This window comes from Roseibium sp., from assembly GCF_965229775.1.
GTDB lineage: Bacteria > Pseudomonadota > Alphaproteobacteria > Rhizobiales > Stappiaceae > Roseibium.
Genome location: NZ_OZ245929.1, coordinates 4516070 through 4540248 on the forward strand (window position 1 = coordinate 4516070; position 24179 = coordinate 4540248).

Here is a 24179-nt window from a genome sequence, read left to right on the forward strand (position 1 = left end):
GGACCTGGGCGCAGGATGCGCGCAAATACGCATTGTCGCAGATGGTGGAGGGGCCGCATCCGCGCCTGGGTGCCTGGCTTCATTGTTTGCATTGCCCCAAGAGACGACATCCTGGTCCGTCAGGTAGATCGACGGATTCGAGGCCAACTTGCAGGTTTCTGCGAATTACCCCAAGGTCTGCAATCAATTGGTAGATTATGCGACTTGGTCTCTACGAAAGGCAAAACAATTGAAATTCCAAAAACTCTATTGCGACTCTCAAGGTGAGAGCCACTGGGAAGATATTGAGGTTGAATTGCAAGAACAGACCTTTGCGCCTCCTGCAAAGGCAATAGAGATTTCTACGCCTGAGGTCGTCAAACAAACCATGTTTTTGAGGCTGAAGTCTGGTTGGAATGAGCCAATTCATCCAACCCCTGTCGTCCAAAAACTGATTTGCCTCTCCGGCACAGTGCGCGTGACCGCCAGTGACGGAGAGTTCAGGGACATTGGCCCAGGTGATGTTTGGCATATGGAGGACAAGCACGGTAAGGGGCACCACACTGTCGTCACGAGCGAGGAGGATTTCCTCTCTGTAATCGTTCAATATGAATGAGTGTGATCGCGGTCCGTATTCCCATTTGCCCGAGATTGGAAAAGACGAAGAAACAAGTGGTCACTGGATTCGGGCCTTCCGCTGCGCCGCGGCCGGAATGACAGTCTTGTTGACGGAAGATCGTTTCACGAGACCCATTTCGGGTTAAACCGGACTATAGTGTTTTCTCTTATGAGCTAACCTAACGGAAGAAATATTAAGTAAATATCAGCATGAATTTAAGGTTTGGATAGCTCAATAAGAATATTATATAGAATTATATCATGTATCATGTTGTCGGCTGCGCATGAATTAACTAGATGGATCCAGGTACCGATCTTTAAACTCGTGCGCGCAAACATGGACTGCTTCTCCGAAATCGCTGCATGTTTTGTTCGTAAGCTGCGAGGATGCCGTGATTGTCAGTCACAGACACAAGTTCATTTTCGTCAAGACGGTCAAAACGGCCGGAACATCCATAGAGGTTGACCTCAACAAGGTGCTCGGCGCGGGCGATATTGCGACACCGATCGTCCCGGCGGTCCCCGGTCACATGCCTCAAAATTTCGCTTACAGGAAATGCGGCCTGTTCTCGCGGAACTGCTCCAACCACATGAGCGCGCGTGAAATCAGGAAGATCGTCGGGCGCAGGGCTTTCCGGAAGTACTTTGTTTTTTGTGTCGAGCGTGAACCGGTAGACAAGTGCATGAGCCACTACAGCATGTTGGTCAACAGTCCCGTCCACAACAGGGGCAACCAGGGCCTTACCTGGGATGATTATGTGGCTCGGGGGAAGTTTCCCGTCGATGTCGGAAAGTACACCGACAGGCATGGCGGATTGCTGGTGCACAGGATACTGAAATACGAAAACCTGGCCGAAGAGCTGAGGTCCGTCGCTGATATGCTTGGTTTCGAGGTCGATCTGACGGCGAAGGCGAAATCAGGGTTTCGAGAGACTTGCCCCGTGTCGGAAAGACAGACGAAAATCATCTATGACGCCTTTGCGAAATCCAACCGGTATACGGGGTATTCGATCCCGGACCGCGTCTGAGCACGGACCCATAGATCGCCGGACAGCCGCAAGGCGTCTGTTTGTAGAGCCTCTTTGCGGACACAGACAAGGCTTCTGCAAGGCCGGTTTTTAAGCTAGGGTACGGCTTCATTTATGAGCCCGTACCCTCGAGCTGTCTTCGAACGAACATTTCCGCATTCGCCACCGGACCCGGCAGGTCCCGTGTCCCGACTTGACCAGGCCAGATGTCCCAGGCGCGATTTCTTGAAGGCAACCTGTTTCGCCATGTCACGGTGATGTCGCTGACGTCCTCGATTGGCCTTATGGCGATCTTTGCCGTCGATTTCGTCGACATGATCTTCATTTCCATGCTCGGCAAGGACGAACTGGCGGCAGCGATCGGATATGCAGGCGCAATCCTGTTCTTCACGACCTCCTTCAATATCGGTGTCGCCATCGCGGCCGGCGCGCTCGTCGCGCAGGCGCTTGGGGCAGGGGACAGGGAACGGGCGCGCCAGCGGGCATCGAACGCCCTGACCGCTGGCTTTCTGTTCGCGGCTGTGTTTGCGCTCGGTGTGTGGCTGGCGCTTGATGAACTCGTCACGCTGATCGGCGCGCGCGGCATCACCCACGACCTTGCCGTTCTGTACCTGGCCATCATTGTGCCGACACTGCCCATATTACTGCTGGGAATGGCGGGCGGGGCCATTTTGCGCGCGCATGGTGATGCACGGCGGGCGATGATGTCGACCATTGTCGGCGGTATCGTCAATGCCGTTCTCGACCCGATCCTGATTTTCGGCCTGGACCTAGAACTGACTGGAGCGGCCCTTGCCAGCGCGATCTCGCGCGTGGCGATCGCAGCCTATGCACTCGCACCGATCATCCGGTATCACGGCGGCCTCAGCCTGCCGCGGCCGTTGCAGCTCTTCAGGGACCTGCCGCCGGTATCCGCGATTGCCTTCCCGGCCATTCTGACCCAGCTGGCAACGCCTGTCGGTCAGGCCTGGGTGACGCGTTCCATGGCGGAATTCGGCGAGGATGCCGTTGCCGGAATGGCCGTCATCGGGCGTATGACACCGCTGGCTTTTGCGACCATTTTCGCGCTGTCCGGCGCCGTCGGTCCAATAGCTGGTCAGAATTACGGAGCAGGGCGTTTCGACCGTGTCCGAGAAACCCTGCGCGATGCCCTGCTGTTCACCGCCCTTGTCGTCGGTGTCGCGGCATTGGCGCTCTATATGCTGCGCGAACCGATCGCACGGCTGTTCGGCGCGGACGGCATGGCGCTCACGCTGATCTATCTCTTTTGCGGTCCGCTTGCGCTGGTGTTCTTCTTCAACGGTATCCTGTTCGTGTCGAACGCCTTCTTCAACAATCTCGGACGTCCGTTCTACTCTACCTGGATGAACTGGGGCCGCCATACGCTCGGCACGATACCGTTTGTCTGGCTCGGAGGCGCCTATCTCGGCGCGCCCGGTGTGCTGATCGGGCAGGCCGCGGGCGGCATCGTCTTCGGGCTCCTGGCACTCGTCCTGGTGCGGCAGGTGGTCAGGGACGTTGAGAAACATCCGGAGCAACCCAAGGGTCCCGGCATCTTCCAGCGCCAGGCGCGTCAGGTGATCCTGTTCTTTTCCAGAAGGTAGGTGAGCCGGGGCCGTCAGGTCTTGCCATCGGCCTTTTGTTTCAGACGCATGAGCACTTTTATCGCAGCCGTTTCGCACATCGGCGGGTCCAGATCAGCACCGGCAGCATCGGCTCCGGACAGGAGACTTGGGGCAAGAATGCGCGGGTTGCGGTAACGCACCCATCCGGGCTTTTGTGTCCACTTTTCCTCGGCGAGCAGATCACCGGTGTCGATATCGAGCAGGTAGCCTTGAACAGTCACGGATGGTCGCAAAAACAGGGGCATCCAGAAGTCTGCGTCGCGGAGGGTATCGAAGAATCCGTGATGCAAGTCGACAATGGCCAGGTGAAACAATCGGTCGCCGGGAGCAGAAGCAACTGCGGGGTCATGTTTTGGCAGCCCAAGAAAACTGGAAAAGTGCTCGCGCAGGACCTGGGGGCTCGGCTGCGGTTCCGAAGTGTAGTCCAGATCGTCGAAAAATACGCTCAAGAGGTTCCAGTTCAAACGCATCTGGACGTCGCCGAGATAGATTTGTGGTGGTTTCTTGCGACCGAAGGAACGACTCAACCAGGACATGCAAATAAATTGACAAACAGGCAGACCACGTCAACCTAGATGTACAGGGTTCAGGCGTGGTGCGCGAGTTTTCCTGTCGATCAGGAGAACACCAGAACCTTGACGGGCAGCAGCAGGGCCTGCGCCCGAATGACGATCGCGTTCGCAATGCCCATGCCGTCGACGATGCGCGAGATGAAGGCAGAGAAGCCCGTGATCTCGCCGGCCGCGATGGCCTTTTCATGGCTGGAATAGGCGACGCCGATGCATCGGCTTCCCGGGGGAACATAATCCGCATGACCTTCATAGAGAGGTTCGATCACGGTCAGGATGGTGCCGGGACGGGCACGGTCCTGAATGTCGATCAACTGGTCGGTCGGGCGCAGCTGCCCACTGGCGATCGCCTGCTGAACCTCGACGACCTTCATCGGGATAACGGTCAGCGGTTTTGACGCGCAGGTGATTTCCACGATGGTTCCGGGATGAAGCACCTGCGCGGAGATCTGGCCGAACCCGGCCTGGAAGCGTCCAAGACCGGATCCCTCGGGCACGAGGATTCCGGCCGGTCGCAGTATCGGATTGACAAGATCCCCCGGCTTCAGCTTGAACTGCCGCACCGTGCCGTCCGTTCCGGCAAACACGGTCGATTTTTCGATTTCCGTCTCTGCCTGCCGCAAGGCGGCCTCCGCGCTGTCGCGTTGCGCGGGCAGCAGTGTTTCGAGGCGTCCGACAACGACGTCCCGTTGGGCTTCGGCCGCCGCAAGTGTTCCCGTTAATCCGACGACGGCCAAACGAAGGCGTTCGAGTTCCTGTTCGCTCACGATAGTCTGGTTGCGGTCTGCGAGATCTTCCCGGCGGCGCAGGTCGTCCTCGGCCTGCTTCAACTGGCTTTGCGCTGCAACAATGGCACCGTCTGCAGCCGCGATCTCGGACCTGGCGACCGCAATGGCGGCGTCCACTTCCAGAATACGCCGTCTTGCGGTTTCGGCGGCGGCCCTTTGCCGCTGCGTGTCCAGCCGGAAGATCGGCGCGCCCGCACGGACAAACTGGTTGTCGGAAACATAGACTTCCTCAACGCGCCCCGGCCTGTCGCTCAAAATGGACACGGTGCGAAACAGCGACGTCACATTGTTGGTTGTCGGATGAAAATAGAAGATGACGGTCAGGAGTGAAATGGCCAGCACCGCGCAGCCGGTGATACCCCAGCGCAGCTCATACCAGACCGAAAAGAGGTTTATCTCGTGTCCGAGGCGCTTGCCCTGTTTGTACCGGCGATAGAGATAGTCCGGCAGGATCGTGACCAGAGCACTGAAAAAAAGTTCGAGCATCAGTCAGGTGTCCTGGTTCCGGTCTTTGCATGGCGGCGCCTCAGGGAATGGACCTTGACCGGAACAACGATCCTTGAAATCGGAATGGCAGCGAGCAGAAGCGCCGCAACCCAGAGCGCGTTGTTCATGAGGAACAGAGACAGGAGCCCGAGGATACCGACAATCTGCAGCTGCGCCTTGCCGGCACCGGAAGCCAGGCGATCGGGGAGGGCCTGAATCGTGAAGTAAAGCGCTCCGAAGCCGAGCAGGACAAGAACCAGGACGATTGCCACGGCAACAAACAGAATATCGCTTGCGCCCGGACCCGTAACAAAGAAGGGAACCGGGTCCGGCTGAATGTCACTTTGCAGCAGTTCCATGGCGCAAGGTTCCGGATTGTTTCGTGTCCTGGACAGTAGACAAGGCCGGATTGTTGCAGGCAATTCGCATTAATACGGAAGTCACGACTTGCAGATTATTTCGACGCCGGTCCCGCTTCAGCCAATCAACTTCCGTTCCCGGCGCATGGACGAGTTTTTCTTTCGTGATCTGCTTCCAACGCGCAACAGCTTTTTGAAGCGCGGGCACTCCATGTGCGACGGCGCTGAACACACGGCGACATGACGGATCATGTCTCTGAGGCTCCCGAGACGCTGGATCTGATCGTCAAGTTCATCTGCCCTGGCGGTCAGTTTTTCGCGCGAGATATCTGGGCGGCCGTCAGGCCCGAACATGTCCTTGATCTCGTCGAGTGAAAACCCGGCGCTCTTGCCGAGAGTGATGAGCGCCAGCCGGTCGAGCACGTCCGGACCGAAGAGGCGTCTCAGGCCCCGCCGGCCCACTGACGTTAGCAGGCCTTTCTCCTCGTAGTGGCGAATGGCCGAGGCGGCAATGCCGGTATGGTCGGACACTTCGGAAATATCCAGCAATTTCATCTCTTGACCTCAAGTCGACTTCAATTGGTAGCGTGACGCGATCCTGTCCGAAATGCAAGGAAAACCGATGCTTCACCTACACCGAATGTCTGTGCGTCCGTTCTGGCTGGATGCCGCCGCCATTGGCCTTCTGCTGACGGCCACATTGAAAATCATGGCGAATGCCACGATCAGTCCGGCCCTGCCGGCTCTGGAGGCGAGTTTTGCGCAGGACCCGCATGCCGGACATCTGACGCGCTTCCTGGTGGCCGCTCCATCGCTGACGGTCATATGCGTCGCACCGGTGGCCGGCCTGCTAGCCGACCGGATCGGAAAGGCGCGGCTCCTGGTCGCTGGCGTTGTCCTGTTCGTCCTGGCGGGAAGCGCCGGTGCTTACCTGCCGGATCTTCAGTCCATCCTGCTAAGCAGGTTGGCGCTCGGGGCAGCCGTCGCGTTGACAATGACCGCTCAGGTCGCGCTTGTCGGCGATTTGTTCGAAGGTTCCCGGCGCAACGCGTTCCTTGGATGGCAGACCGTTGCGATCAACTTCAGCGGCCTGATCTTCATTTCTCTTGCCGGCTTCCTGGCAGGCCTGTCTCCGCGGCTTCCGTTTCTGGTTTACCTGTTGCCCGTTATCCTGTTGCCGTTTCTGTCAGGAATACGCCGTCAGGAACGCAAGGCGGCACACGTGGCAAGTGATGACACGCGCACCCGACAGGGCAGCGGGAAGGGAACGTGGCTCGGCGCGATTGCGGCCATTTGCGCACTGACGATGAGCACCGTGACGCTGTTCTTTCTGATGCCGAGCCAGATACCGTTCTACTTGCTGGGGATCGGTTTTGACCCTGCTTCGGGAACCGCCGCAACGCTCGGTGTCCTGATGCTCGCCGGTGGGGCGACCGCGCTGTTGTTCAAGCCTTTGAGTGACAGGTTCGGTCTCACGGTGGTGCTTGCGGCCGGTTTCGCGGCAATGGCAGCGGGGTTCGCGGTCATCGTTTCCTACCCGGTCTGGGTACTGGTGCTGTCCGGTGCAGGATTGATCGGCGCGGGATATTCCCTGGTGCAGCCGGGGTTTTTCGTGCTGGCCCTGAAGGTCGCACCGGGCAATCGCAGAGGCAGCGCTTCGGGACTGGTGACCACGGCCATGTTCGCGGGACAGGTTGTCTCGCCGCTGCTCCTGACCACCTGGCTGGAGGCCTCCGGTTTTCAACCCGTCTTCTTTGGTGCAGCAGGCGTGTTTGCCGCGTTTGCGATCGGAGCCGCAGCCACCACGCTGTTCGGCTCCTGCGGGAAAGCGGAAGCCTGAGCGGATCAGTGCGCACCGGTGGGCAGCAGGCATTTCTGCGGTGCGCCCGCAACATAGGTTTCCACGACGCAGCGATCATCGCCGAGCGTTTGCAGGAGGAACAGTTCCTCAGAAAGGGTCGTGACGGTTTCCATGCGCAGCGCCTTTGCGGGCGTTGCGCCTGCGTCGAGCACCACCAGATCGGCATCCGTGCCGGGATCGAGCGTCCCGATCCTGTCGGCAAGCGACAGGGCCTGGGCGTTCCCCAGAGTGATCCAGTAGAAGCTGGTGAGCGGATGCATGCGCTGCCGCTGGAGCTGCAGGATCTTGTAACCCTCATCGAGTGTGCGCAGCATGGAGTAATTCGTTCCGCCGCCGACATCCGTCGCGATCGCGGTACGGATGCCCGCGCTTTCAAGGCCTGACTTGTCGAAAAGGCCGCTGCCCAGGAAGAGATTGGACGTCGGGCAGAAAACGGCGACGGACCCTGTTTCGCGCATGACGTGAAGTTCGTGTCCGGTCATGTGAATACAGTGTCCGAGCAACGTCCTCGGACCCAGGAGATCAAAGCTTTCATAGACCCCGAGATAGTGCGCGGCATCCGGATAAAGTTCCCGCGTGAACGCGATTTCGTTCTGGTTCTCGTTGATATGGGTCTGAAGGTGGCACTCGGGATGTTCCCTGAGCAGGGTTCCGGCAGCCTCAAGCTGCTCCGGCGTCGAGGTGATTGCAAAGCGCGGTGCAATGACATATTTCGCCCGGCCTTTGCCGTGCCACTTGGCAAGCAGCCGCTTGCTGTCATCGTAGGAACTTTGCGCCGTGTCGCAGAGAGCGGGCGGCGCGTTACGGTCCATCATCGTCTTGCCGCCGAGCATCATCATGCCCCGGCGTTCTGCCTCTTCGAAATAGGCGTCGACCGAGTTCGGATGACTGGAACAATAGGCGACCGCCGTGGTGGTCCCGTGTGCGACCAGGGCGTCGTAGAAATGGGCCGCGATCCGGTCCGCATGCGCCTTGTCGGCAAATTTCTGTTCGGCCGGAAACGTGTAGTCGTTCAGCCAGTCGAGCAGTTGATCCGCCCAGGAGGCGATCACCTGTGCCTGGGGAAAGTGAATATGCGTATCGATGAAGCCTGGAAGGATCAGGTGCGGACGGTGATCGATGACTGTCACCCCGTCAGGCACCTCTCTGGAAATCTTTGAAAAGTCGCCATATGCCTCGATCGTACCTCCGGACAGAAGCAGGGCGCCGTCTTCCAGGTAAGTATAGGCGTCCGTGTCATCCGCTCCGCCCGGGCAGGCGTTGAAGGTCAGAAGTCTGCCGCGCAGGAGTGTTCTTGTCTGGTCTGCCACAGCGTGATGTCCTTGGTCGGTCTGCAGGAAGCGGGAAGAAACCCAGTAATAGTCCCGCGCGCGCCGGGGAACAATGGGCGCCATCAGCCTGTTGAAAAGCGACCGTGTGCACTTGGCCAACCGCGCGCGCAGGTTCGCGTCTTTCTGGGATTGTTTCGATTGGCACGATCTGATGTCGTCTGTTAAAGACCGTCTGTAACACGTGAAGCTGCCTTGAAACCACACCAAGGGTTGCGCAGAGGAAGATGATATGTCAGCAGATTTGCCGCGTCCGACCGACAATGCCTTTCTTGGAAAGTCGCTGAAGGGCGGGTCGCATGAATCGACCTATGCCGGTGCGCTGTCCTTCATGCGGCGGCGATACAGCCGAGACCTTGATGGCGTCGACCTCGCGGTCTGGGGCATTCCCTTCGATGCATCGGTGTCCAACCGACCGGGTGCGCGCTTCGGCCCCCAGGGCGTGCGCAGGGCCTCGGCCATTTTCGACGGCGATCCGCAATACCCCTTTCACATGGATCCGTTCGAAGAGATCGCCTGTGTCGATTATGGTGACTGTGTATTCGACTATGGCCGCAACGCTGATGTGCCGGGCCACATCGAAGCCCAGGCCGCCGAAATTCTGGCAACGGACACACACCTGTTTTCGATCGGCGGCGATCATTTCGTCACCTATCCGCTGTTGCGCGCGCATGCCGCCAAACACGGCCCGCTTGCACTGGTCCAGTTCGACGCCCACCAGGACACCTGGCCCGACGAGGGCGACCGGATTGATCACGGGACATTCACCGGGCGTGCGGTCCGGGAAGGCCTGATTGATCCGCACAAGTCGATCCAGATCGGCATCCGCACACATGCCCCCGAAACCTGCGGACTGGACATCATTTTCGGTCACGAAATGGAAGACCTCGGGGTATCGGGCGTGATCGACCTCGTCAAAAGACGCGTCGGTTCCGCGCCCGCATACATGACCTTCGACATTGATTGTCTGGATCCCGCCTTCGCACCTGGAACCGGTACACCGGTTTCGGGCGGACTGACGTCACGCGAAGCGCTCTGCATCCTGCGGGGGCTGCGTGAAATCGACTTTGTCGGAGGAGATGTCGTCGAAGTCGCCCCGGCCTACGATCATGCCGATATCACATCGATTGCCGGCGCCAGTGTGGCACTGACCTATATCGGTCTGATGGCTGAAAGGCGAAAGCGCGCGGGATCATGATCCGGCGGAAGCCGCCGGCAGGATCTACGGCCGATTTGGCATTGCAGAACGGGCAAGCAGGACGTCAGGCATTCTTTTCGGAGTTGTCATTGTCCGGTGCCGACGACCAGAACCGGTAGAGTGGCGACCTGTCCTTCATCTGCCTAAAGAGCACGACCTGTTTCTGGAAACACACGAGTTGCGCCGAATACGCAACGAGCAGACCTGTCCCGGTCAGAAGGAGGGATGCCGTGATGCCGCCCGTATAGGCGATCACGGCCCCGAGCCAATAGACCAGGAAAAGCGTGGTGATGCGGGCACTTAATTTGTCCGGTATCGGCGTGTGGAGGCGGTTCAGCCAGATCCGTTCTCCAAAACCGACCGCGTTTGCCCAGGTCGGCTTTGTCGAAGGTGCGGCCTGCTTACTCTGAAGAAAAACCAGTCCTGCGACGGCCAGGGTCGTGAGGGCAATGGCGGCAGCCGTGCCAACCCAGATGTGTGACCAGATCGCAAGGCAGACAAGCGCAGGCGTCAACAGCTTGGCGTAGGTGGCGCGTGCTCCCGCCGGCTTGCTTCCGCCTGTTATTCGCAGGGTCCCGAGAACCGAATTTGCGGGGTGTCCCCCGTGATGTGCCGGCTGTACCTGTCGGAACTGATGTCGTTCGGGTGTCTGCATGGTTAACGCTGCGTTTACAATCGAAGCGCAACCATACCCTCAGTCCCGGACACTTGGCAATCTCGGTTGGCCGATGCGCCGAAAGTGCCGCAGCTCCGCACCGGCGAAAGGGTTCGGCACAGACATGAAATCGGCAAGCTGCTTGTTCGGCAGAGCCTTGGATTCCGCAGGGGAGGCGACGCACATCTCTTAGCGTAAGTCGCCGTTCACTTCTGAAAGTTGCTGCCTATTTATTGTTTATTAGGTGCAAAATACATAAAATATCGAACTATCCGATGAACCAGGCGGGTGAACCGACCGGATGAAAAAAGAGACAATGCTTGCCGGTAATCAGCACGTTCAATTGACGAGTGGAAAGACGCTCGCGGAAGAACTTGACCGCATCAACGGGCTCGATCATCTGGAAAAAGGTGATCAGCTGCACCTGAGTGATGACTGGGTGCAGACGCTGGTCAACAACGTTTCGGACTACATTTTCGCCAAGGACCGGCATCACAGGTTTGTCATGGCCAACCGCCAGGTTGCGCTCGATCTCGGACTTGAGGACCCGTCCCAGGTGATTGGCAAGACAGATCTCGAGCTGCACCCATTGGAAACCGGCCGTGAGTACAAGGCTGCAGAAGCGGAGATCATGGCTTCCAAGGAAGCACGGATCGACTTCGAGGAAGTGGCCCTTCCGAAGAACGGCACGCGGCGCTGGTTGTCGACATCGAAATACCCGGTCCTCAACGCCGAAGGTGAGGTCGTCGGCATCGTCGGGATTTCACGTGACATCACGGAGCGCAAGAAGGCGCAACTCCTGCAAGAGGGGCAGAACAAGGTCCTCCAGGAGATTGCGACTTCGAAACCGCTGCATGAGGTGCTCGAAACCCTCGTCCTGACCATGGAAAGCCAGATGGATGGCGTCATGGGATCCATCATGCTGGTCAGCGAAGATGGTGAGCATCTGGTTCCAGCCGTCGCTCCGAATTTGCCGGAAGGTTATGTCGAGTTGTGCAAGGGAACCCCTGTCGGCCCGAAGGTCGGATCCTGCGGAACCGCGGTTTACCGGCGCGAAAGCGTGTTCGTGGACAACATGCTGGAACACGAATTGTGGAGCGAGTTCCGGGATCTCATCCGTGAATTCGACATGCGCGCCTGTTGGTCCGTGCCTTTCTTCGGCAAGGACGCGCGCGTTCTCGGAACCTTCGGGCTCTACTCGAACGAAGTGCGCGGGCCGAGCGAACATGAGCACAAACTCGCTGTCGAGGCCGCCCGCTTGGCGTCCATCGCCGTGGAACGGGAGCGTGCGGAAACCGAGATACGTTACCTCGCAAATCATGACGTTCTCACGGGGCTTCCCAATAGGCACGATTTCAAGGCCAAGCTGGCTGAAAAGGTGTCCGGCAGCTTGCAGTCCGGCGAACCGGTTGCGGTTCTCTTCGTCGATCTCGATGACTTCAAACTTGTCAATGACAGTTTTGGCCATGCGATCGGCGATCAGGTTCTCATGATCATCGCCGAACGCATCCTGTCCGTGCACGGCGGTCAGCATGAATCGGTGCGTTTCGGTGGAGACGAATTCGTCCTGATTGTCGAAGGAGAACACGCGCAGAAACTGGCGCTTGTCGACCTGATGACGAAACTCAGAAATGAAATCACCCGGACGATATCCATCGGTGACCTGTCTTTCCACGTGACCTGCAGTATTGGCGCGGCAAGCTGCCCGTCGGACGCCGAAGACGCGGAACAACTCCTGAAGAATGCCGACAAGGCGATGTTCGAGGCAAAGTCCCAGGGCCGCGACGGTTTCAAGCTTTTCGAACACTCAAGGCCGAAGAAATCCTTCAACCGGCTGACCCTGCTTGAGGAAATGCGCCGTGGGATCGAAAACGACGAATTCCACCTCGAATACCAGCCGCAATACGATCTGTTCAGTGGCCGGATCGTGGGCGCCGAGGCACTGGTGCGGTGGCGGCATCCGTTTCTCGGCAGGCTGATGCCCGAAGACTTCGTGCCGCTGGCCGAGGACAGCGGCCTGATCGTGCCGCTCGGGCGCTGGGTTCTGTTCGAGGCCTGCCGCCAGAACAGGGAATGGCAGCTTCAGGGTTTGCCGACCATCACCATTGGCGTGAATGTCTCCCCCCGGCAGTTCCGCGATGCCGCTCTGACCGGCGACGTTTGCGACACGCTCGCGCAAACTGGGCTGTCGGCGCAACATCTCGAACTGGAAGTCACGGAAAATCTTCTGATGAAGAACGCCGATCAGGCGGTCAAGCTCATGGACGATTTCCGCAAGATCGGTCTGAAGCTTGCGATCGACGATTTCGGAACGGGGTTTTCCAGCCTGATTGCCCTGAAGAACTTTCCGCTCACGCGCCTGAAGATCGATCAGAGTTTCATCCGTGACCTGGAAACCGACGAGAACGATCGGAGCATTGCACGCGCCATTATCTCACTCGGTCGGGAACTCGGACTGAACGTCGTGGCTGAAGGCGTCGAAACCGCGAAGCAGCAGGCATTTTTAGCAAGCTGCAAATGCGAAACCGTACAGGGGTTCCATTTCGGCAGACCCATGTCGCCGGAAAAATTCGCAACGCTCCTGGGAATGACCCTGATGCCGATCAGCGCGCAATCACGCTGATCCGTACGCTAAGGTACGGACCCGTAAACCTAGAGCATTTTCCGACCAATTTGGATCATTTGACCGAGGCCCTTTTTCGCGCTGGCGAGACGGTTCGCCCGCCGTGGTGTTGCCCACCACAAGGGTGAACCAACGACGCCAGAGCGGAAAAGGGCCCGGCCAATCTTGATGTTTGTCGCTTGAATGCGTTCCACAAAGGGTGAGGATATCCAGCCCATCGGCTGCGTTGTGCCACTTGCACGATGCACCGCATCGCGCTTCGTGACCCGCCTGGCCGAGTGAACCGGATATCCGCATCAAATGATTCAAATTGGTCGGAAAATGCTCTAGACCTTCTGCATAACGTAGGAACCGGGAGCATCCTCAAGTATCTTGACCCTGTTGGCGCCCGGTTTGCGCGCCTTGACCGTCGCCCCGTCGTTTGAACGGATCCATTGATCCCAGTAGGGCCACCAGGAGCCCGGATGCTCCTCGGCATTCTTGAGCCAGTTTTCCAGCGTCCCCTTTGCCTCGCCGCCGGTCCAGAACTGGTATTTTTTCTTCGCCGGCGGATTGACCACGCCCGCAATGTGCCCGGACCCGGCAAGGACATAGTCGACGGGACCGCCGAAGCAGCCGGACCCGAGGAAGACGGATTTGGGCGGCGCGATGTGATCCTCGCGCGTGGCGAGGTTGAAGATCGGAATGGTGACCTTGGAAAGATCCAGCATCTCGCCGGCGACTTCCATCTCGCCCCTGGACAGCTTGTTGTCCAGGTAGCAGTTGCGCAGGTAGAATGAGTGGTTCGCTGCCGGCATGCGCGTCGAGTCGGAATTCCAGTAGAGAAGGTCGAAAGGGAAGGGGTCCTTGCCCTTAAGGTAGTTGTTGACCACATAGGACCAGATCAGGTCGTTCGAACGCAGCATGTTGAACGCCGACGACATTTTCGAACCGTCCAGATAGCCCTGTTCTTCCATCCGTTTTTCAAGGACCGAGATCTGCTCCTCGTCCACGAAGACCTTGAGGTCACCCGCAAAGGTGAAGTCGACCTGTGTGGTGAAGAAGGTTGACGTCTTGATACGTTCGTCGCCGACCTTTGCCATGTAGGCGAGGGTGACGGCCAGCAGCGTCCCGCCGACGCAGTAGCCGATCGCGTTGACCTCTTCCTGACGGGTCGCGCGCTTGATGACGTCCAGAGTGTCGAGAATACCTTCCTTCATGTAGTGCTCGAAGCTCTTCTGCGCTTGCCGTTCGTCGGGATTCACCCAGGAGATGACAAAGACGGTATGTCCTTGATCGACCGCCCACTTGATGAAGGATTTCTCGGGGTTCAGGTCGAGAATGTAGAACTTGTTGATCCAGGGCGGCACGATCATCAAAGGCCGTTTCAGCACCTCGCCGGTCGTCGGGGTGTACTGGATGACCTGGCACACATCGTTTTGGGCAATCACCTTGCCCGGCGTGTTGCCGAGATTGTCGCCAAGCTTGAATTTGGACGGGTCCGTCTGCCTGATCTTTAGTTCGCCCTGGCCGGTCTTCAGGTCTTCCGCCAGATGCTGCATGCCTTTCACGAGGTTTTCGCCATTGCTTTCCATCGTGAGGCGAAGCAGTTCCGGATTGGTCAGGACGAAGTTCGACGGCGATACCGCGTTGGCGATCTGGGTGACGTAGAACTCCGCCTTGTGACGGGTGTGTTCGTCGAGCCCCTGGGCGTCGTGGACCATTTCCTCGGCCCACTTGCTGGTGATGAGATAGAGTTGCTTGATGAAGTCGAAATACTGATTTTCCTGCCACTCGGGATCCGCGAAGCGCCGGTCCTTGGCCGGTGTTTCGACAGCCGGTTCCGCCTGTTCGCCCATCATCCGTTTCAGGGACGAATTCCACAATTCGATGTAACCGTTCCAGAGCCTTGACTGTGCCTCCAGTGCGCGTTGCGGGTCGGAAGCCCAGTATTCACCAACCTGGGCCAGCGTTTTAACCACGCCCGTCAGTTCGTCTGTCGATTCGTGCTTGATCTTGCCTTGTTCGCGCGGCTCGATATAGGCAGCCAGTGCTTTTCCCGCCTGTTCCAGGGTCTTTGCCAGGTTCTGGGCAAACGCTTCCGGGTTGTTGATAATGTAGTGCAACATCGGATGCGGGCGGTCGTCAGACATCGGTATGGTATCCTCCGGTGTTTTCTTTGTCCCTCCTGTCCTCAAGGCGGAGGGTATTGGGCTTCAAATCGCGTTATCTGGTTGGGTTTCCGCCAGTATTCTGCCTGTTGTTCCTATATGGCATAAGGCGCGCGCGCAGTCGATCCGTATTGAACCTCAGACAGACGGTATGCGGCATCGGTTCTGAGGGGGAGGGCAGGTGCCCGGACGCGCGAAAGTTTGAAGGAAAACACCTTCATACTTCTGGAAAAGACCGGAAACTTTCCGCACGAAGGCAAAATACCTGATAGCGTTTGTGGAGAGGCCGCCGAGGTCTTGAATGCACCGCTTCGGGAGGAACACGGTGAGTTTGACCGGCATGCGCACGATGTGCAGCGCGATACTTCTCTGCTTCACCCTGACCGCCTGCGGCGTCGGGCCGGGAACGCCGCTTATCGTCGCCCTGAAACGCGACAAATCGCAACTGGACGGCAATGTGCCGAAGCCAAAGGGCTACGATCGCCCGGTGAGCGCGGGTGTTTCAAGCGGGTTGATCAACCCGGCCGATCGCGAAGAGACCGCGGAATATCTGGAATCGCTCGCAACGTCGCAGTGATTGCAGGCGGCTCTTGAGCGGGAACAGCTTGCAGGCTGAAAACGCGTTGCCGCCTTAATCGGTTTAATTCGGAGCGTCCCGGTGGTCGTGGAAATTTCTTTTCGGAAAACCGGCCAAAATTAGGTGGCTAGTTTCGCAAAGACGGATGCGAAAACGCGTTGGGGCTGCTAAAAGAGCCCCGCCGCGCAGGCAAGGACATGTCTGCGCGCCGCCACTACGTCAACTCGCAAGGATCAGCGCCATGGAGGAATTCCATAAGATCAAGCGGCTGCCGCCGTATGTCTTTGAACAGGTCAACCGTCTGAAGGCAAAAGCGCGCGCTGCGGGTGCTGACATCATCGACCTCGGCATGGGAAATCCGGACCTTCCGACACCGCCTCATATCGTCGAAAAGCTGACCGAGGTGGTCCAGGATCCCAGAACGCACAGGTACTCGGCGTCGAAGGGCATTCACGGCCTGCGAAAGGCCCAGGCTGCCTACTATGGCCGCCGCTTCGGTGTGAAGCTTGATCCCGACACGCAGGTGATCGCCACGCTCGGCTCCAAGGAAGGCTTTGCGAACATGGCGCAGGCGATCTCCGCTCCGGGAGACGTGATCCTGAGCCCGAACCCCAGTTACCCGATCCACACCTTCGGGTTTCTCATGGCCGGCGCGTCGATCCGCAACGTCCCGGCCGAACCTGGCCCGGCCTTTTTCGATGCGCTGGAACGCGCCGTCATTCACTCGGTTCCCAAGCCGATCGCGATCATCCTGTGCTATCCGGCAAACCCCACCGCCTATTGCGCCGATCTGGACTTCTACAAGGACGTCGTCGCGTTCGCGCGCAAGCATGACATCTTCATCCTGTCCGATCTTGCCTATTCGGAAATCTATTTCGGGGCGACGCCGCCGCCGTCCGTTCTCCAGGTGCCCGGCGCCATGGACGTGACCGTGGAGTTCACCTCGCTTTCCAAGACGTTTTCGATGCCGGGCTGGAGAATGGGCTTCGCTGTCGGCAACGAACGCCTGGTCTCTGCGCTGTCACGCGTGAAATCTTATCTCGACTATGGCGCTTTTACGCCGATCCAGGTCGCGGCGACGGCTGCGCTCAATGGCCCTGAGGACTGCATCGCCGAGACCCGGCAGGTCTATAAGAAGCGCCGCGATGTCGTGGTGGATAGCTTCGGTCGGGCCGGCTGGGACGTGCCGGCTCCTGAAGCAAGCATGTTCGCCTGGGCACCGATCCCCGAGAAGTTCCGGGCTCTTGGCAGCCTCGAATTCTCCAAGTTGCTGCTGGAACGCGCCGACGTGGCCGTCGCGCCTGGTCTGGGCTTCGGGGAACACGGCGATGATTATGTGCGCATCGGACTGGTCGAGAACGAACAGCGGCTTCGGCAGGCCGCGAGAAATATTCGCCGCTTTCTTGAAACTGCGGACCAAAAGCTGCACAACGTCATCCCGCTCGAGACTTCTGGCTGAATTGAACTGGACAATAATCTGAATGGCTGAAGCATTGAAAATTGGCGTCGCTGGTCTTGGCACCGTCGGCACGTCGGTTGTGCAACTACTGGACAAACACGGTGAGCAGATTGCCCGGAAAACCGGGACAGCCGTCAAGGTGACCGCCGTGAGCGCCCGCGACCGCGCCAGGGACCGCGGCATTGATGTGTCTGCCTGCACGTGGTTCGGCGATCCGGTCGAGATGGCGCGATCCGCTGACATAGACATTTATGTGGAGCTGATTGGCGGCGAAGCCGGTGCGGCCGAAGACAGCGTTCGCGCTGCGCTGGAACGTGGCGTCCATGTCGTGACCGCAAACAAGGCCCTGCTGGCGCGCCACGGCGTGGAACTGGCGGAGATCGCCGATGCGAACAACGCCGTCCTCAATTACGAGGCGGCGGTTGCCGGTGGAATTCCGATCGTCAAGACGCTGCGCGAATCCATGACGGGCAACGACATCAGCCGCGTTTACGGCATCCTGAACGGCACCTGCAATTACATACTCACGCGCATGGAGGCGGAAGGGATCAGTTTCGAGGACTGTCTCGCCGACGCGCAGCGCCTCGGCTACGCGGAAGCGGATCCGACCTTTGACATCGAAGGCAATGACACCGCGCACAAGCTGGCGATCCTGACCAGCCTCGCATTCGGCACGAAGATTTCAAGCGATACGATTTTCATGGAAGGCATCACGTCCATTACCACGGCGGACATCCAGGCGGCCGATGAACTCGGCTTCCGCATCAAGCTGTTGGGTGTGGCGCAGCGCACCGATACGGGAATCGAGCAGCGCGTTCATCCGACCATGGTGCCGAAATCTTCTGCGATCGCACGGATTGACGGCGTCCTGAACGCGGTTGCGGTCGATGGGGATTATGTCGGCGAGATCGTGCTCGTCGGCCCCGGAGCCGGCGGAAATGCGACCGCGTCTTCTGTCGTCGCAGACATCTCCGATATTGCCCGGGGGGATGCGACCCATGCCCTCGGAATGCCAGCGCGGGACCTGAAAGACTATCAGCGGGCGCGCATGCGGCTTCACGAGGGCGGCTACTACATCCGTCTGTCCGTGTTCGATCGCCCCGGTGCGTTTGCGGAGATCGCGCGCTGCATGGGCGATGCCGGTATTTCGCTGGAATCGATTGTTCAGAAAAGGCAGTCGGCGGAAGAGCCGCCGGCGTCATTCGACGCTGAGTTGCCTCAACCTGTCATACTGATCACGTATGAGACGACCGAGGTTGCGATCAAGGAGGCCCTGGACGTGATCATGTCCAAGGGCGTCGTCGCCGAGCCTCCTCAAATGATACGCATTGAAAAGCTGAACTGATAGCAAGGTGCCTGCCGCTTGCTGCGGGGGAAAGACTGGAGAAGTTGATGTCCGATACAGAAAATCAGCCGTCGAGTGGACTGGACCGGATTCTGACCCTTGAACTGGCACGTGTGAGCGAAAGGGCGGCTGTGTCCGCAGCGCGTCTGCGGGGACACGGGGATGAAATGGCTGCTGATCAGGCAGCGGTCGATGCCATGCGGCGCGAGCTGAACCGCTTGCCGATCGACGGGACGGTCGTCATCGGCGAGGGGGAGCGCGACGAAGCACCCATGCTCTATATCGGCGAGAATGTCGGCACCAAGCAGGGGCCGCAGGTCGATATTGCTCTCGATCCTCTGGAAGGCACCACCATCTGCGCAAAGAACCTGCCGAATTCCCTGGCCGTTATCGCGTTGGCCCCGGCGGGCGACCTCCTGAATGCACCGGACAGCTACATGGACAAGATTGCCATCGGGCCGGGCTACCCCGCCGGTCTGATTGATCTCGATGCGCCGGTTGCCGACAATATTGCAGCCGTCGCAAAGGAAAAGGGCGTCGCCGTCTCGGAAGTGACAGCCTGCGTTCTTGACCGTCCCCGGCATGCGCGCCTGATCGAGGACATCCGCGCCACGGGCGCTGCAATCCGTCTGATCGGTGACGGCGACGTTGCCGGCGTCATTCACACGACCGACCCCGACGAAACCGGCATCGACATCTATGCCGGTATCGGCGGTGCTCCCGAAGGGGTGCTGGCGGCGGCTGCCCTGCGCTGCATCGGCGGACAGATGCAGTCCCGGCTGGTCATTACGCGCGACGAACAGGTCGACCGTGCCCACCGCATGGGTATCGAGGACATCAAGAAGAAATATACGCTGGAGGAAATGGCGGGGCCGGACGTTCTCTTTGCGGCCACGGGCGTGACCGACGGCAATTTCCTGCAAGGCGTCCGGTTTGGACGCGAGCATATCACCACCCACACCGTTGTGATGCGGTCCTCGACGGGAACGGTGCGCTACATCAAGGCGCAGCACCATGATCTGGAGAAATTCCACCTGGATTGAGGGCCGTGCCGAAAGTCTGTCGAGATTCAGGATCCGGTCTTGCTTTGAATGATCAAAAACTCCGATGAGGAAGACGGGCGGCTCGTACTCGGGGTCGCCAGATCGGCAAACGACAACGCCTGGCGCGAACGCCTGAGCGCGTCCGAGGCACGCACGGCCATGGCCATTGCACAGATGGAGGGCATTCCGGATGTGCTGGCGCGCGTTCTCGCAGCGCGCGGCGTTGCGCAGGAGAAGGCGGCCGACTTTCTCGATCCGACCCTCAAGTCCCTGATGCCTGATCCGTCCAGTCTGCAGGACATGGACGCTGCGGTCGAAAGGATCGCGGATGCCGTTCAGGCGGGGAAGAAAATCGCGATCTTCGGCGACTATGACGTCGACGGTGCGACTTCTTCCGCGATTTTTGCCAAATACCTCAACTGGCTGGGTCTGGATCCGATCATCCACATCCCGGATCGCATCGTTGAGGGATATGGGCCCAACGGTCCGGCGATCGAACATCTGCACGCCAGCGGAGCGGAACTGCTGGTCACGCTGGACTGCGGCAGCACTTCGTCCGAGGCGTTCGAAACGGCCCGGTCGCTGAACCTGGATGTGGTTGTCATCGACCACCACCAGGTTGGAGAAACGCTTCCCGACGTCGCGGCACTGGTCAACCCGAACCGGCAGGACGACCTGTCCGGCCAGGGGCATCTGGCAGCGGTCGGCGTCACGTTTCTCTTCCTTGTCGGTCTGAACAGGGAACTCCGGCGCCGCGGGGTGTTCGACAGCGGCCGTCAACCCGATCTGATGTCACTGCTTGATCTTGTTGCTCTTGGAACCGTCTGTGACGTGGTTCCGCTCAGGGAACTGAACCGCGCCTATGTCACCCGGGGTCTGGCGGTCATGCACCAGCGCCAGAACCCGGGTCTCACTGCGCTGGCCGATGTGGCCCGGGTGAACGGCAAGCCTGTTCCGTACCATCTGGGATTTCTGGTTGGCCCGAGAATCAACGCCGGAGGCCGAATCGGAGATGCCGCTCTTGGCGCACGCCTGCTCACCACGCAGGACAGCCACGAGGCCCGCGCAATCGCCGAGCGGCTCGATCAGTTGAACAACGAACGCCAGGCGATGGAAGCGCATATGCTGGAAGAAGCGGGCGCTGAGGCACTTGCGGCCATCGACACGCGCGACCCGGCCGTGCTTCTCACCGGGTCCGAAGACTGGCATCCGGGCATCGTGGGGCTGATTGCCTCGCGCTTGAAGGAGGCGCATAGGCGGCCGGCCTTCGCCATTGCCTACGATGCCTCGGGCAAGGGGACAGGCTCCGGCAGGTCCGTTCACGGTGTCGACCTCGGCGCTGCCGTACGCAAGGCTGTCGAAATCGGGCTGCTCGAGAAGGGTGGGGGTCACGCCATGGCCGCTGGTCTGACCGTACAGCGGGAAAAAGCCGGTGACCTCGAAGACTTCTTCAATCAGACTCTCAAGGACGACGTTGAAGGTGCTACAAGAAAAAGAGAAATTCGGGTAGACGCAGCGCTGACAGCGGCGGGTGCTACCCTGGATCTGGTGGAGCTGCTTGAAAAAGCCGGGCCGTTTGGGGCAGGCCATTCCGAACCTGTCTTTGCATTTCCCGCGCATCGCATCTCTTTTGCCGATGTTGTCGGAAAGGGGCATGTCCGGGCGACCATTGCCGCCGGTGACGGAGCCTCCTTGAAGGCCATCTGCTTCAAGGCGGACGACAAACCTCACGGGCGCATGCTGCTGGAAGGCAGGGGACGGAACCTGCATCTGGTCGGGACGCTCTCGATCGACACCTGGCAAGGCACTCCAAAGGTACAAATGCGCATACTCGATGTTGCCGATCCGCAAAAGAGCCGCCTGTAAGCGTGCCCGGTAAGCGGTCATTAACCAAACTCTAAGGCTCGCTGCGTAAGCTTTCTTCACGAAGGAATCGTGAGGGAAAGATATGCGCGCTCAGAATGAGCTTTCGCCATATTTTGCGGAAATTGACAAACGCACCGACAACGCGCTGAAGGGCATCCGCGAAGTGCGCCGGTCTGCGAAACTGAAATCCTTGCCGTCGCAACCGAAGGGAACAGTCGCTGGAACCGGGTTCCTCGTGCTTTTCGCTGTTTTTGTCGGGTTTTTCCTGGATTGATCCGGACCGCCATTCGCACTTGAAATAAAAGCGCCGCCGCTTTTATGTCTGACAGCTGAACTGTTGGAGATACCTGCGGCATGACCGATTATCCTATTGCACTCTGGTCCTTTAATCTCGGCCGCGCACCGGCCTCGGTCGACGCATTGGCGCGTGCCATCCAGGACGAGATGCGGAAAGCAGCGGACGCAGGCGCGAAGCTGCTCATGCTCCCGGAATACTTCATCGAATGCTGTCTGGCTTTCAAACCGGCAGGACTGCCGCCGGACCGCGAAATGGCGTTTCTCGCCGATGTGGGCGAAGACTTGTTGAACCTGCTGGCGCCCCTGCCGCAGCTACACGGGATTTCCGTTCTGGCCGGAACGATGCCGGTGAAAACGGATGGCGGCATTACCAATACCGCGTTTCTGCTGACCGCGGATGGCCGCCGGATCAGGCAGGACAAGCTTTGCCTGACACCTTTTGAGCAGGATCCTGATACCTGGAACCTGACACCGGGGGACCGGCTTGCTGTTTTTGAGCTCGATGGCCTCAAAATGGCGATCCTGATTTGTCTGGATATCGAGATGCCGGCCCTCAGCTGCCTGCTCGCCAAGGCAGGTCCGGATCTGATTCTGGTGCCGTCCATGACGGAAAAACTGTCCGGTTATCATCGGGTCTACGGATGCGCCAAGGCACGGGCGGTCGAACTGATGTGTGCTGTCGCCGTGTGCGGCGTTGTTGGGGTTTCAAAGGGCACGACACAAAACGAGACCAGCGTTTCGGGCGCCGCCCTTTATGTTCCCTGTGAAGAAACCCTCGGTTTTTCGGGCATTGCAGCCGAAATTGCGGCGACAGACGGGAGCAATTCCGAAGAACCGTTCCTGACCTGTGGTGTGCCGATGAAGGAACTGCGTGACCTGAAAGGCGGCAAGGCTGAAGTGTGGCCGGGAGCCTGGAGCGCTGATGCGGTGTCGATAAGCGAAGATGCCTTAAGGTAAATTGTGTTTAAGTACTAAACCTGATGCACAAAGTGCGCTTTTGTCTAGACAAATCGAGCGAATGCCACTAAGTACACACCTCCATTGAAGGAAGGTGTGAAAGTGAGTCTGTCCAGATCGTTTGCAAGGGGGGATACGTCGTGGCTGCGGGGGCTATTGGGTTTGTTCTACAAGCCGGCCCGGTTGCAGATCGCTGCCCTGTGCATGCGTCCGGGCGAGACCGAGACCGAGATCCTTCTGGTTTCGACACGCGATACGGGTCGCTTGATCCTGCCCAAGGGCTGGCCGGAGCCTGACAGACAGGACCACGAGACCGCTGCGACGGAGGCCTACGAGGAAGCGGGAGTCGTCGGGCAGGCAGATCCGCGCGCACTCGGGACCTTCAGTTCGTACAAGGGACGGTCGGATGGCTCGAAAGTGCGGACAAGGGTGTTGGTCTTCAAGCTGCAGTTTGAAAAGCAACTGAGCAAGTTTCCCGAACTGGGGCAGCGGCAATGCCTGTGGCTGCCCTTTTCCGAAGCCGTGGACCGGGCCAACGAAAGCAGCCTGAAGCGCTTTCTTCTCCGCCACCGGGCTGAAATCGCCTAGTAAATCTCTTCCGAAGACTTTTTCGCGCTGACGGACAGGTGACCGGAAGCTTCGAGCGAAAGGTGCGCCCAGACCGGCAGATGGTCTGACGCCACGCGGGCGGTCCTGGACTTGTGAACGCCGGCCTTTTGCACGGTGAATTCCGGACTGGTGATGATCCTGTCGAGACTGCCGACGGGCAGCGGGCTTGGAAAACTCTTGCCCGGTGTCGTGACCTCGTAGCGTTCTTCCAGGAGCTTCAGGCTGCGCGCCGTGTCGCGCCATTCATTCAGGTCGCCAATCAGCACGGTCGGCAGGTAGTCGAGATTTTCATGCAACTGGTGCATCAGCGAGCTGATCTGCTTCTTGCGGAAATGCCCGAGCAGGCTGAGATGCATCGCGGCCACGCGGATCTTTTCGCCGCCGATGTCGAGATCCACGGCGACCGCGCCGCGCGGTTCCAGTGTCGGCAGTTCCAGCTTTCTGAAATCGACGATCCCGATCGAGTCACGGACCAGGATCGCGTTGCCGTGCCATCCCAGGCTCTTGCCGTTTTCCGAAAAGGGGACGGGCCGGTAACCGGTTTCCGACAGGATCGTGACCCTGTCCAGCGTGCTTTCGCGCGGACCGAAGCGTTTGTCGGCTTCCTGCAGCGCCAGGACATCGCAATCGAGTTCACGGATGACCTTCAGGGTCCGTTCCGGGCGGCGACGGGCATCGACGCCGATTGCCTTTTGAATGTTGTAGGAACCGATTTTCAGCATGCGGGAGAGACTTGCGGGATTTGACGGCGGTTTGCAA

22 protein-coding genes are annotated in these 24179 nt (G+C 59.1%); 14 read left to right on the top strand and 8 right to left on the bottom strand.

The genetic code is table 11. The features are described 5' to 3' along the window. Window positions 1-148 precede the first annotated feature (148 nt). From ACO07N_RS20340 to ACO07N_RS20350, 3 genes are all read left to right on the top strand, one after another. Complete coding sequence (locus tag ACO07N_RS20340; protein WP_421982776.1) at window positions 149-595, top strand: hypothetical protein; 447 nt, start codon at window positions 149-151, stop codon at window positions 593-595. A 394-nt stretch (window positions 596-989) separates the two neighbouring features. Beyond that, complete coding sequence (locus tag ACO07N_RS20345) at window positions 990-1625, top strand: hypothetical protein (protein WP_421982777.1); 636 nt, start codon at window positions 990-992, stop codon at window positions 1623-1625. 206 nt (window positions 1626-1831) lie between these two features. Continuing rightward, a complete protein-coding gene (locus tag ACO07N_RS20350; RefSeq protein WP_421982778.1) occupies window positions 1832-3229 on the top strand; it encodes an MATE family efflux transporter in 1398 nt (465 codons plus the stop codon). A gap of 14 nt (window positions 3230-3243) precedes the next feature. Here ACO07N_RS20350 and ACO07N_RS20355 read toward each other — a convergent pair whose 3' ends face one another. The 4 genes from ACO07N_RS20355 to ACO07N_RS20370 all read right to left on the bottom strand — a co-directional run bounded on the left by ACO07N_RS20355 (window position 3244) and on the right by ACO07N_RS20370 (window position 6007). Further along, window positions 3244-3720, bottom strand: coding sequence for a hypothetical protein (locus tag ACO07N_RS20355; RefSeq protein ID WP_421982779.1), 477 nt, complete (start codon window positions 3718-3720; stop codon window positions 3244-3246). A gap of 146 nt (window positions 3721-3866) precedes the next feature. Then, window positions 3867-5093: an HlyD family secretion protein gene (locus ACO07N_RS20360; protein ID WP_421982780.1), complete on the bottom strand. Its 1227-nt coding sequence runs from the start codon at window positions 5091-5093 to the stop codon at window positions 3867-3869. Then, window positions 5093-5452, bottom strand: coding sequence for a hypothetical protein (locus ACO07N_RS20365; RefSeq protein WP_421982781.1), 360 nt, complete (start codon window positions 5450-5452; stop codon window positions 5093-5095). Before ACO07N_RS20365 ends, ACO07N_RS20360 begins: the two co-directional genes overlap by 1 nt. A gap of 117 nt (window positions 5453-5569) precedes the next feature. Further along, window positions 5570-6007 carry a helix-turn-helix domain-containing protein gene (locus tag ACO07N_RS20370; RefSeq protein ID WP_421982782.1) on the bottom strand — a complete coding sequence of 146 codons (438 nt, stop codon included), beginning with the start codon at window positions 6005-6007 and terminating at the stop codon, window positions 5570-5572. 67 nt (window positions 6008-6074) lie between these two features. Between ACO07N_RS20370 and ACO07N_RS20375 the strand changes: the two genes are divergently transcribed. Then, window positions 6075-7292 (top strand): MFS transporter, encoded by a 1218-nt coding sequence (locus tag ACO07N_RS20375; RefSeq protein WP_421982783.1) that lies wholly within the window; start codon window positions 6075-6077, stop codon window positions 7290-7292. Window positions 7293-7297: 5 nt separating this feature from the next. Here ACO07N_RS20375 and guaD read toward each other — a convergent pair whose 3' ends face one another. Further along, a complete protein-coding gene (gene guaD, locus ACO07N_RS20380; RefSeq protein WP_421982784.1) occupies window positions 7298-8623 on the bottom strand; it encodes a guanine deaminase in 1326 nt (441 codons plus the stop codon). A gap of 250 nt (window positions 8624-8873) precedes the next feature. Here guaD and speB point away from each other — a divergent pair, with 250 nt between their 5' ends. Beyond that, the gene (gene speB, locus ACO07N_RS20385) at window positions 8874-9839 is read left to right on the top strand and encodes an agmatinase (protein ID WP_421982785.1); all 966 of its coding nucleotides are present in this window, start codon (window positions 8874-8876) and stop codon (window positions 9837-9839) included. Window positions 9840-9903: 64 nt separating this feature from the next. On the opposite strand, the gene ACO07N_RS20390 is transcribed toward speB, so the two are convergent. Further along, complete coding sequence (locus ACO07N_RS20390; protein ID WP_421982786.1) at window positions 9904-10494, bottom strand: DUF6653 family protein; 591 nt, start codon at window positions 10492-10494, stop codon at window positions 9904-9906. A gap of 301 nt (window positions 10495-10795) precedes the next feature. Between ACO07N_RS20390 and ACO07N_RS20395 the strand changes: the two genes are divergently transcribed. Beyond that, window positions 10796-13117: a sensor domain-containing protein gene (locus tag ACO07N_RS20395; RefSeq protein ID WP_421982787.1), complete on the top strand. Its 2322-nt coding sequence runs from the start codon at window positions 10796-10798 to the stop codon at window positions 13115-13117. Window positions 13118-13443: 326 nt separating this feature from the next. Here the strand turns inward: ACO07N_RS20395 and ACO07N_RS20400 are convergent, their stop codons facing one another. Next, window positions 13444-15249 carry a PHA/PHB synthase family protein gene (locus tag ACO07N_RS20400; protein WP_421982788.1) on the bottom strand — a complete coding sequence of 602 codons (1806 nt, stop codon included), beginning with the start codon at window positions 15247-15249 and terminating at the stop codon, window positions 13444-13446. Window positions 15250-15592: 343 nt separating this feature from the next. Here ACO07N_RS20400 and ACO07N_RS20405 point away from each other — a divergent pair, with 343 nt between their 5' ends. The 8 genes from ACO07N_RS20405 to ACO07N_RS20440 all read left to right on the top strand — a co-directional run bounded on the left by ACO07N_RS20405 (window position 15593) and on the right by ACO07N_RS20440 (window position 23399). Next, entirely contained in the window at window positions 15593-15844 is a 252-nt protein-coding gene (locus tag ACO07N_RS20405; protein WP_421982789.1) for a hypothetical protein, read from the top strand. A gap of 241 nt (window positions 15845-16085) precedes the next feature. Further along, window positions 16086-17303 (top strand): LL-diaminopimelate aminotransferase, encoded by a 1218-nt coding sequence (locus ACO07N_RS20410; protein WP_421982790.1) that lies wholly within the window; start codon window positions 16086-16088, stop codon window positions 17301-17303. Between the two features lie 22 nt (window positions 17304-17325). Further along, the gene (locus ACO07N_RS20415; protein ID WP_421982791.1) at window positions 17326-18648 is read left to right on the top strand and encodes a homoserine dehydrogenase; all 1323 of its coding nucleotides are present in this window, start codon (window positions 17326-17328) and stop codon (window positions 18646-18648) included. 47 nt (window positions 18649-18695) lie between these two features. Beyond that, window positions 18696-19691: a class II fructose-bisphosphatase gene (gene glpX, locus ACO07N_RS20420; protein ID WP_421982792.1), complete on the top strand. Its 996-nt coding sequence runs from the start codon at window positions 18696-18698 to the stop codon at window positions 19689-19691. Window positions 19692-19739: 48 nt separating this feature from the next. Continuing rightward, complete coding sequence (gene recJ, locus ACO07N_RS20425) at window positions 19740-21557, top strand: single-stranded-DNA-specific exonuclease RecJ (RefSeq protein WP_421982793.1); 1818 nt, start codon at window positions 19740-19742, stop codon at window positions 21555-21557. 82 nt (window positions 21558-21639) lie between these two features. Continuing rightward, on the top strand, window positions 21640-21831 hold the full coding sequence (locus tag ACO07N_RS20430; RefSeq protein ID WP_319387221.1) for a hypothetical protein: 192 nt from the start codon (window positions 21640-21642) through the stop codon (window positions 21829-21831). Between the two features lie 80 nt (window positions 21832-21911). After that, the gene (locus tag ACO07N_RS20435) at window positions 21912-22811 is read left to right on the top strand and encodes a nitrilase-related carbon-nitrogen hydrolase (RefSeq protein ID WP_421982794.1); all 900 of its coding nucleotides are present in this window, start codon (window positions 21912-21914) and stop codon (window positions 22809-22811) included. 102 nt (window positions 22812-22913) lie between these two features. Continuing rightward, entirely contained in the window at window positions 22914-23399 is a 486-nt protein-coding gene (locus ACO07N_RS20440) for an NUDIX hydrolase (RefSeq protein ID WP_421982795.1), read from the top strand. Here the strand turns inward: ACO07N_RS20440 and ACO07N_RS20445 are convergent. After that, a complete protein-coding gene (locus ACO07N_RS20445) occupies window positions 23396-24142 on the bottom strand; it encodes an endonuclease/exonuclease/phosphatase family protein (protein WP_421982796.1) in 747 nt (248 codons plus the stop codon). The two genes, ACO07N_RS20440 and ACO07N_RS20445, sit on opposite strands and share 4 nt — an antisense overlap. Window positions 24143-24179: the final 37 nt, after the last annotated feature.